The organism is Lentzea kentuckyensis, assembly GCF_002150765.1.
In the GTDB taxonomy this organism is placed as follows: domain Bacteria; phylum Actinomycetota; class Actinomycetes; order Mycobacteriales; family Pseudonocardiaceae; genus Lentzea; species Lentzea kentuckyensis.
Map to the genome: position 1 here is coordinate 73,950 of NZ_MUYM01000031.1, position 9,926 is coordinate 83,875.

The 9,926-nt window shown below is 66.7% G+C and carries 6 protein-coding genes; 3 read left to right on the plus strand and 3 right to left on the minus strand.

Annotated elements, in window-relative coordinates; genetic code table 11:
• Positions 1 to 3 precede the first annotated feature (3 nt).
• From B0F77_RS16695 to fxsT, 3 genes are all read left to right on the plus strand, one after another.
• On the plus strand, positions 4 to 1,581 hold the full coding sequence (locus tag B0F77_RS16695) for a VMAP-C domain-containing protein (protein ID WP_143466777.1): 1,578 nt from the start codon (positions 4 to 6) through the stop codon (positions 1,579 to 1,581).
• 98 nt (positions 1,582 to 1,679) lie between these two features.
• On the plus strand, positions 1,680 to 2,636 hold the full coding sequence (locus tag B0F77_RS16700; RefSeq protein WP_245848279.1) for an AAA family ATPase: 957 nt from the start codon (positions 1,680 to 1,682) through the stop codon (positions 2,634 to 2,636).
• Positions 2,637 to 2,704: 68 nt separating this feature from the next.
• The gene (gene fxsT, locus B0F77_RS16705; RefSeq protein WP_281252521.1) at positions 2,705 to 6,940 is read left to right on the plus strand and encodes an FxSxx-COOH system tetratricopeptide repeat protein; all 4,236 of its coding nucleotides are present in this window, start codon (positions 2,705 to 2,707) and stop codon (positions 6,938 to 6,940) included.
• Here fxsT and B0F77_RS16710 read toward each other — a convergent pair.
• From B0F77_RS16710 to B0F77_RS16715, 3 genes are all read right to left on the minus strand, one after another.
• Positions 6,937 to 8,694, minus strand: coding sequence for an HEXXH motif domain-containing protein (locus tag B0F77_RS16710; protein ID WP_158102723.1), 1,758 nt, complete (start codon positions 8,692 to 8,694; stop codon positions 6,937 to 6,939). The genes fxsT and B0F77_RS16710 overlap by 4 nt on opposite strands.
• A 32-nt stretch (positions 8,695 to 8,726) precedes the next feature.
• Positions 8,727 to 8,891 carry a hypothetical protein gene (locus B0F77_RS47905; protein ID WP_158102724.1) on the minus strand — a complete coding sequence of 55 codons (165 nt, stop codon included), beginning with the start codon at positions 8,889 to 8,891 and terminating at the stop codon, positions 8,727 to 8,729.
• Positions 8,892 to 9,017: 126 nt separating this feature from the next.
• A partial coding sequence (locus B0F77_RS16715; RefSeq protein ID WP_211293837.1) for an effector-associated domain 2-containing protein occupies positions 9,018 to 9,926 on the minus strand: 909 nt, incomplete at its 5' end.

The window sequence follows — 9,926 nt, forward strand, 5'->3', positions numbered from 1 at the left end:
ACGGTGCCAGGCGAGACAATCCATAGTTCCCGGAGGCTGGCCAACGAGGGGGGACGGCTCGTGGGACTGATAGCGGGGGCTAGAGAAGCACAACTGCGAATACAGCAGGAGCTGATCGATGCACTGGAGCTGTGCCAGGTACTACGCAGCCAGGACGGCAGACAGCTGCTGACGGAAGTCCTCAGCGACGCACTGGAATCGCCGGTCTCCTTGCACGGCGACTCCCAGCCACGCCAGCAACTGGTGCACGTCCTGCTCGACTGCTGCCGGCAGACCGGTGGCCTGCAGGGGCTGGTGGACTCTGTCCGATTACTTGAGCCGCGGGCACCCTCACTCGACGAGTTGGCACTGCTGTGCGACGAGTGGCACGCGGTTCGCGCGTTGCCGACCAACGAGTGGGCAAGCCTGCGCGAAACGTTGCTGACGCTGTGCCTCGCCGACGACGAAGCGACCGAGGTGGCGCTCCTGCGCAAGCTGGTCGGCATCGCCACCGGGTATCGCGTGCTCGAACTGCCCCGGTCGCATCGGACCATCTGGGCGGCGTTCCTGCACCTGGCGGGCGCCAACGCCGCAGCCGGCTCACTGCCACCGGCCATGAGCTTCCTGGAGTGCGTCGCGGAGCAGATCGACAACGACATGATCGCGACCGATCTCCGCCGCCGCGTCACCGCGTGGGCCGAGCAGTTCGAGCTCACCGACCGGCTCGCGCACACCAAGGAACGCCCCGTGCGGCGCCCCGAGGCCAACGAGCCCAACTCGATCCACCTGCTGATCCAGTTCGATCCGGCGCCGGCCGATCCCGAACGCTTCCTGCTGTCCCACTGGCGGCAGTGGGATGGCGAGCACTGGGGCGCCCAGCACCAGGGCGACGCGCCCGTGCCACGCGCCGCCCTGGAGAACGAAGTCGACCTGGTCGTGCGCGACGTGGAGATCGAACTGGGTGCGCACAAAACCCCACCCGAAGGTGCCATCAATCTGGAGATGGTGCTTCCTTGGGAGATGCTGAACACCCCGGTGGAGTTTTGGAAGAAGTCCTCGATGTCGCACGACACCGTGCCACTCGCCGTTGACCATCCGGTGGTGCTGCGCAGCCTGGAGCGAATGCGCTACCGGCGCAACCACCTGGCGTGGAAACAACGTTGGAAATCCCTCAAGACCCAGTCCGCCGCCAATCGGCTCTACCAGAGCGTTCCGAGCGGTGACGACTACTTCACCATGCTCGCCACCCATCTCGCAGATCCCCAGGTGGTGGGCTTCGTACTCAGCGAACCCCCCATGGAGCGCGACGGAACCGCGTGGCGCGAAGCCAGCATGGCTTTCCACGCGGGCATTCCCGCCATCCTCTGGGATCGGCAGGACTGCGCGTCCAAGCTCTTTCGCGAGGCACTGGAAAGAATGCTCGAGGACGGATCGGTCACGGATCTTCCGCAGCGCATCGCGGAACTGCGTCGCGACGCGCTGCGCCAGCACGCCAGCAAGGACGTCGCACACGCAGGCAGAAGCATGGCGATCCTCTGGGAGAACCCTGATCGCCTGCCGGACTCGGGACTCTGGTTCGACGCGGAGAAAGGAACCGGCTGATGTTGGGAGACAGCCGAAACGGGGATCAGGACGGCTTACCCGCACCCCATCCGTCGCCTTCACCCGATTGGTGGATATACCGGGGAACGGGCCAGGTCATGCCTACCGCCGAGCGGGATGCGAAATGGCCGACGCCACCGCCGTGGCGAAGTTTCCGGGGCTCGCCCGACCTGGTCGCTCCGGAGCTCGACGAGCACGAAGCACGGCGACGCCTGGGTCGCGCGGACATCGCCCGCAGCACCGACCAGGCGGTTCTCGAACGGGTGAACGCGGCGATCGCCCTCGCGCGGCCCGTCCTGATCACGGGCAAACCCGGCTCCGGCAAGTCCAGCCTGGCTCACGCCGTCGCACGGGAACTCTCGCTCGGACGAGTGCTTCGCTGGCCGATCACGAGTCGCACCACGCTGAAATCGGGACTGTGGGATTATGACTCGTTCGGCCGAGCCCAGGCGATCGGCCTGAACGAAAACAGCTCGATCGGCAACTTCGTCCACCTCGGACCACTCGGAACCGCACTGCTCCCTCATCGGTTACCTCGCGTTCTGCTCATCGACGAAATAGACAAGAGCGACGTGGACCTGCCGAACGACCTCCTCAACGTGTTCGAGGAAGGCGAGTTCTCGATTCCCGAACTCATCCGCGTGCGAGACCGCGAAGCAGAAGTGGTCGTCCACACCGCCGACACCGGACGAACAGCTCCGATCACCGACGGAACCGTTCAGTGCCACGCGTTCCCCCTGGTCTTCATCACCAGCAACGGCGAACGCGACTTCCCTCCGGCATTTTTGCGCCGATGCATCACGCTCGATAATCCCGACCCCAGCCCGAGGCGCCTTTCAGAAATGGTGCTCGCACACTTTCCGAACAGCGACCCCGAGCTGACCGAGCAGTTGATCAGGATATTCTCCGACCGCAGCAAGAAAAATGACGGTCTGGCCGCCGATCAATTGCTGAACGCAATCCACCTGGTTCGTCCGGCGCTCAGAGGCCAGGTGGACAAGGAGGCCTGGGACAACCTGCTCAACTCCATCTGGCACCGACTCTCGGGGTCGTGATCCGCCATGAATCGACCGCCGGTACGCTGCGCCCGTGGCTGGGCGCCCACAGTAGTCCGGGACCGCCTGTGGACGAGTTAGGAAACAATGCGGTTCCAGATATCGCCCCCGTCTCCGCCGGGGACATCACGGCCAGAGACGTCGCCGACGCCATCTGGCTGGTGCGCGCACAAGGACTCGACGATCAGCGTGCCTTCAGAACGGAATCCGGTGACGCGGCGAGCAGGGAACCCCCTGGCGCGCGGCAGCCGGAAGGTCTCCCCTCACCCGCGCAGGACTCCTTTCGGCGAGCCGAGTTCGAGCCGAGTGCCGGCACTGACCCGGCGATCGAGTCAGCGACCAGGATCGCGAGTCGCGGAGTTGTCACGTTCAGCGCAGCGGAATCGCCTGCGCGCCTGGACCGCGCCATTCCGCGCGCCCTCAGACCGTTGAAACAGGTCGTTCCGTCCGCCGCCGGCAAGGAGTTGGACGAGGACGCCACCGCGGCACGCGCGGTCGTCGACCCCAGGTGGCTGCCCGTCTACTCCTCGGCGGACGAGCCGCGCTGGGACGTGCTGCTCATCGTCGACAACAGCGAGTCGATGCGACTTTGGCGGGCCACCGCACGGGAGTTCGCCGAGACTCTCAGGCGGCAGAACGCCTTCCGCAACGTGCACGTGCGACTCCTCGTCGCCCGCGACGGCCTGCCCGCACTGCGCGGGCCGGGTAACCAAGCGCAGGCCAGGAGCATCGCCGAGGCCATCGACCCCACCCTGCGCCGCATCGTGCTGGTGCTCACCGACGGCATCGCCGACCTCTGGCGAACCGCCGCGATGATGTCCGCCCTGCGGCGCTGGGGATCCGTGCACCCGCTGGCTCTGGTGCAGGTGCTGCCGTGGTTCATGTGGCACCGCGTTGGACTCGAGGTGCACCGGGTGCGGCTGCGGTCCCGTGCGACCGGCGTCCCGAGCACCCGCCTCGACTGGGAACCGCAGGTGGCGGCACCTGGCGTGTTCGACGGCCTCGAGGACGCGATGCCCGTCCCCGTCGTGGAACTCGACTCCGCCGGACTGGGCGCCTGGGTGGGCCTGGCCGCGGGTGGCCGAGCGGACTGGACCGACCTCGGCGCGCTCCTCGTGCCGGCGGAACCGGCCGACCTCCCACCGAGGTACGACCGATCTGCCCCACCGGCGCGGCTGGTCGCGGACTTCAGGGCGGCCGCCAGTCCCGCCACGACGGAGCTCGCGACGTTGCTCGCCGCGGCACCGCTCGCACTGGGGCTGATGACGCAGATCAGGGACAAACTGCTTCCCTCCTCTCAGCTCGCTCACCTGTCCGAGTTCCTGGGCAGCTCGCTCGTGACACCGAGAACCGAAGAATCCTTCGATGGCGTGAATTTCGAGTTCAGCCTCGGGGTTCGCGAAGAACTGCTCGCGTGTGGCCGGCGGGTCAACACGGCGAGAGTGCGCGAGATCGCCCACGCCTACCACGGCGAACGCTTCGAGAACATCCGGCAACTCGGCCGACCAGGACTTGACGAGGAAGAGAGTCCAGTCGTGCAGGCGCACGACGTGACGCCCTCCACCGAGTCCTACTTCGCGACCGACCTCGTGGCACAGGAAGCGTTGTCCGGCATGCACATGAGCGGCGCCCGCGCCTCCCGAAATGCGCTCCGGATTCCTGCGCGGACCAGGGACCCCGTCGGCCATGCTGAACGCGGGGCCACCGAACACAGACCATCGCCAACTGGAGCGACCAACAGAAACGCAGGAGGGCACGGGGTGACCACGACCGCCGATTCCAAGAGGGAGGCCGGGAAGTCCACCACCAGGTCGCCTGCGATATTCGGCGGCGTACCGCCTCGAAACTCCAACTTCACGGGCCGCGAAGATTTGCTGACACAGCTCGACGAACGCCTTGAACCCGGTGCGACCGCGGCCGTGCTCCCGGAAGCGCTGCACGGGCTCGGCGGTGTCGGAAAGTCCGCGTTGGCGATCGAGTACGCATATCGATACCGGGCGAAGTTCGACATGATCTGGTGGATTCCGGCGGAACGCACCGTTCAGATCGTCAACTCACTGGTGGAACTCGGCGAGCGCCTGGAACTCGGTGTCGGCACGGCCGCCAACGTCGCGGTCCAGCCCGTACTGGACGCGCTCAAGGGCGGCGGAAACCGCAAGATCCCGCCGAACTGGCTGCTCATCTTCGACAACGCGGACAATCCCGAAAAGGTGAGCGAGTACCTTCCGACCGGCGGACCCGGCCGCATTCTCGTCACCTCTCGCAATTCGCAGTGGTTGAGCATCGCACGCCCTCTCGAGGTCAAGGTGTTCGAACGCGAAGAAAGCGTGCAGCTGCTGAAACGTCGCGGACCGGACATCACCGACAAGGACGCGAGCCGCCTCGCCGAAGCTCTGGGAGACCTCCCACTTGCGGTTGCCCAGGCCGCGGCCTGGCGCGCGGAGACCGGTATGCCGGCGAACGAGTACCTCGAGCTCCTCAAGGAAAAACAGCTGGAGATGCTCGACGCGCCGACGACTCTGGACTACCCCACTTCGGTGGCCGCTGCGTGGAACGTGTCGCTGGCGGGACTACAGGAAAGAAATCCCGCGGCGCTGAGCATCCTGCAGACCTGTGCCTTCTTCGCTCCCGAGCCGGTGCCGAGGACGATGTTCACCAATGCCCGGCACATCGATGTGACCCCCGACCTGAAACGGGCTCTTCGGGACCGTCTTCGGTTCAACGAGGTGATCCGGGACATCAACCGGTTCGCGCTCGCACGTGTCGACCACCGCTCGAACTCGATTGAAATGCACCGCCTGGTTCAGATGGTGCTCATCAATCAGATGTCCGAAAACGAACGCGAAACGATGAGGCACGCAGCTCACTTGATTCTCGCCGCCAACGACCCGAACGCACCGGACGACTCCGACTTCTGGTCGAAGTACGCCGAGCTGCACACCCACGTGATCAAGTCCAACGCGATCGAGTCCGAGGACCAGTCGGTCCGCGATCTCGCCTACAACCTCGTGCGATTCCTCTACTTCTGGGGTGAGCACGAGCGCAGCGCCGAACTGTCCCGCCAGATCTACGACATCTGGGTGGTACGGCTGGGTCCCGACGACCTGGAGACGCTGAAGGTCGGCAGGTGGCTCGGCTTCATGCTGTGGATGCTCGGCCATTACTCCCAAGCGGCCGAGCTCAACGCGGGAATCCTGGAGGCCTGCCAGCGCACGCTGGGAGACAACCACGAGGACACGGTCGAGGCGGTCGGCGCGGTCGCTGCGGACAACCGGGCACGGGGTGACTTCGCCACCGCACTGGAACTGTCCAGGGTCAACTACGAGCGATGCGTCCGCGCATTCGGCGACGAGGACCCGGTGACGCTGAACGCGGCGCACAACCTCGGCGTGAGTCTCCGGCTCGCCGGAAAGTTCGCGGAGGCACAGCAGCTCGACGAGGACACCTGGGACCGGAAGGTCCAGATGTTCGGCCGGGACCACGCGCTGACCCTGATCACCGAGATCGGTCTGACGATCGACATGCGGGAGATGGGCGACTACCGAGGTGCCGCGGTGCGGCACGAGGACATCGTCGCCACCTACCGCCGGCTGTACGAGGACGTCAACCCCGCGCTGCTGCGTGCTGTTCGCCAGCTGAGCGCGATGCGTCGCAAGGCAGGCGATCACGATCGTGCGCTGCTCGCGTCGGAGGAGGCAGTGAACGGCCTGACGACAAGGTACGGCGACAACCACGCGGACACGCTGGCCGCCGCACTGGGCAAGTCGATCGACCTCAGGCATCTCGGCAAGATCAGCATCGCCATGCAGGTGGGCACCGAGACGCTGAAGCGCTATCAGCGATCGCTCGGTCCCGATCACCCGCACACGCTGTCGGCCGCGGTCAACGTCGCGGTGCTGCACCGCCTGCTCGGCAACCACGCCGCGGCGCAGGAGCTCAACCAGGAAACGCTCGCGACGTTCCGGGCGCGGCTCGGTGACGAGCACCCGTCCACCCTGGTGACCGCGATCAACCTCGCGAGCGACCTGTACGCGCTCGGGGAGTTCCAGGCGGCGCACGACCTGGACGCGACCACGGCGAGTCAGACGATCGCGGCGCTGGGTGCTGACCACCCGACCACGCTGACGTGTCAGGCGAACCTGGCTCAGGACCTGCGGGCGATCGGGCGCGTCGAAGAGGGCGACCGGCTGCGGGCGAATGCTCTGCAGGCGTTGCGCGCCCGGCTGGGTGACCACCCCGCCGTGACCCAGCTCGAGGATCTCGCCACCAGGGCCAACTGCGACATCGACCCGATGCCGCTCTAGCCCGTTCGTTCGGCGAACCAGCCGGCGAGCGCCTCCGGATCGGGGGCCTCGCCGGTTGCCAGGGTCACTGCCGTGTGCGCGGCGCTGACCAGTTCCGGCAGCTCGACGAGAACGCGCGAGGCAGGTCCCGGATCGAGTTCGTCGAGAGCCAGAGCCAAGCCCGCCCATGCGCCAGGACGGTCACACGGCCTGCTGAGCTCCGCGAGATAGAGGTCGCGAGCTTCCTCCAGGGCACCGGTGACGAAGGCGAAGTCGCCCTCCCCCGCTCCGTCGGCGACCTGTGCCGTCGAACCGAGAAGGTCCCTGGCCGCCTTCAGGTCCGCCGGATCGGCGAGCAGGACTCGCGCGAGCACCGCCTTGACGTCGAGCCGGTGGTGGCGCACCGGCCTTTCGGTGGTCGGCGCGGCGCTTCCGGGCGCCCAGGCGGCGACGGCATCTCGCACCAGTTCGGCGTCCGGGCGCACGTGGCCGACCCGCCACCCGATCCGGTGGTCGGCGGCCGCACGCTCCGCCGCGCGCAGGAGGTGCTCGGGCACAGCGTCCGATCCGTGGGGCGTGAACCTGGATTCGACGCCTGCGACGAATCGGCGGCCTGCCTCGGTGAGCGAGCGCCGGCACTTCAGCTCACCGATCGCGGTTCCGGTCTGCTCACGCAGCAATGCGAACTCGAACTCGGCGAGGTCGCGTTCCCTTTCTCGCAAGCGATGCCGTTCCTGTTCCCAGAACTCCATCACCGCGATGAACGCGTAAACGCCCTGGTAGAGCCCGCCAGTGGGCCTCGGGTCATCTCTCCACGGCGAATAGGCGTCGAGCGTCGAGTCGTCGTCGAAGAGAGGCTCGAGGTGGCCGATCGCGTTCAGTTTGCTGTGCTGGAACTCGTGGACGAGGGTGACCGCGAGTTGGGCGGCGTCGTACGGTGCCGAGACGATCGCACCGCCGAAACCGTCGCCCACCGAGGCGCTGTGGGGCCTGAAGCGGAACGTCGCCGGACGAGGAACGATCGAGGTCAGGCCCAGTGCCAGTTCCCTCGCCCAGGGCTCGTGACCACGGGTCAGCAGCTGCCACGCGTCGCCGAGCAGCCCGAGCCACCGCGCCGACTCGTCGGCGGCCAGCGGCTGGGGTGGTTGCAGGCCTGTGAGTCCGCGGTGCGGACCGGCGTCGTCGAGGCGCAGTTCCAGATCGGCGCCGCGGAAATAGTGGAAAGCGTGCCAGCCGGTCTTGTTCGGGGCCACCGCGACAGTCGCACCGGCACTTTCGACGCGGGGCCCATTCGCATCCGAAACAATTTCGGCCGTCCCCCATCCAGCGCAGCCGTCGAGATGCGCGGATCCGAGGGTCGGCAACACCACATTTCCATCCCACGCGGGAATGGTGAGACGAAAGGGTATGGCAGCTCTGATCGCCGCGGCGCCGGCGAACGCGTCAAGTTGTCCGAGCTGGAACCAAAGCGGCGCGGGATCATTTTCGACGGTGCCGCGCAGCCGCCGCAGCGCGTGCGCCGTCCAGAGGCCGAGCTGCGGGTCCGCGAGCATTGCCGCGATCTCGGCGGGCGCCTCGCGCTGAGCCAGGGTCAGCACGTTCCAGGCCTCGTCGACCGGCGCCAGCGGCCCGCGAGCGGCCGGTTGTTCCCGCGCCAACCGGAGCACCAGTCGCAACGCCAGCATCCGCCTGCTGCGTTCAGCCAGGCCGAGTTCGTGCACCGCGGAGCCGGCGGACGTGTGTGAGGCCAGTGCGTCCAGTTGCTCCGGGGTCATCCGGTGGTGACGAAAGGACCGCGTGCCCATCGCTACGAGTTGTGCCCTCCGATGCTGCTGCTCGGATGGTCGATCTGCCGCAGGAATCGGCTCTCCGATGAAGTCAGCTCCGGCCCGTCCACAGAATCGAGTGCGTCAAAAGGAATGCCGTTCAGATCGACCAGGTCTGCGTCGATTCGTTTTGCGAACTCGTCCACCTGTGGGCCTCCCGAGTCGTGATGCTCCGCGGTAACGACCTCATCACTGTGTCGCATACCGAGTGTAATGCCGTCGTTACGCCTCGATGAGGTGCGGACGGACCTTTTCCCGCTGCGCTGAAGGTGCTACTGATCGCCTTCGAGCTCGAGGCGGTCCTGCGTCGCTTCCAGCTTGGTCACGGCATCGAAACCTCCTGCGAAGAATCGGATCGCCTCGACCAGCTGTTGCCACGCGTCGCCGTGTCTCAGGCACGTGCGAACGATGCTGACCAGGTCGGTCTTCGCCGTCAGGTGCCGCGGGATCGAGGACCAGATGTCCGAATCGAGCTCCCGCAGGACCTGATCGCGTCCTTCTTTTGTCTCCAGGACAGGAATCTCCAGGAGAACGTCGACGATCTCGCTGAGCTCTCTGAGAGTCGGTTCGCGCCGCGGGGTCTGCCGCCGCTGGACGTGCGTCCGCGCGGGCACTTCGCCGAACAGGCGGATCCACGCCTTGGTGTGGGTTTCCTTGACGTCGACCGGGATCGCCCGGAACGCCGCCGGATGCGCGGCAGGCTCATGCGTCACAACGGACTGGAAGAACCAGTCGGACACGATGAGCACGAAACCGGCCGTCGACTCCGCCAGGGCGCGTTTCGCCTCCCGCGCCTCCAGGATGCGGAAGGTGAAGTTCACCGCGTCGGCGACAACGCCGTACTTGTCGTCGCGAACCTCACCGGCGTGCAGCGCGATCCGCAGGCGCATGCGGGCCTCGATGGAGTGCAGCGCGTTGTAGCGACGCAGCTCAGCTTCGATCTTCGGGGGCATGCGGTCGACGAGCGCGGCTTTGGGAACGTCGGCCGAGAGCAGCACCAGGGCGCCGTCGCCGCGGTCCTCGATCTTGATGGACGCCAGCGGCACACCGCTGTCGGCGAAAGCCGTCTCGAGCAGGCCGTACATCCCCTCGCGAACGACCAGCCGGTGCTGGTCGGTTCGCGACCTGTCACCGAAGCTCTCCACGTCGACAAGGAGGATGGTGCGTGGTGCTGGACTACG

Coding starts and splice junctions, on each gene's coding strand:
- B0F77_RS16710 (WP_158102723.1), bottom strand. CDS start 8,694: ATGACCCCGGAGCAACTGGACGCACTGGCCTCACACACGTCCGCCGGC.
- B0F77_RS16700 (WP_245848279.1), top strand. CDS start 1,680: ATGCCTACCGCCGAGCGGGATGCGAAATGGCCGACGCCACCGCCGTGG.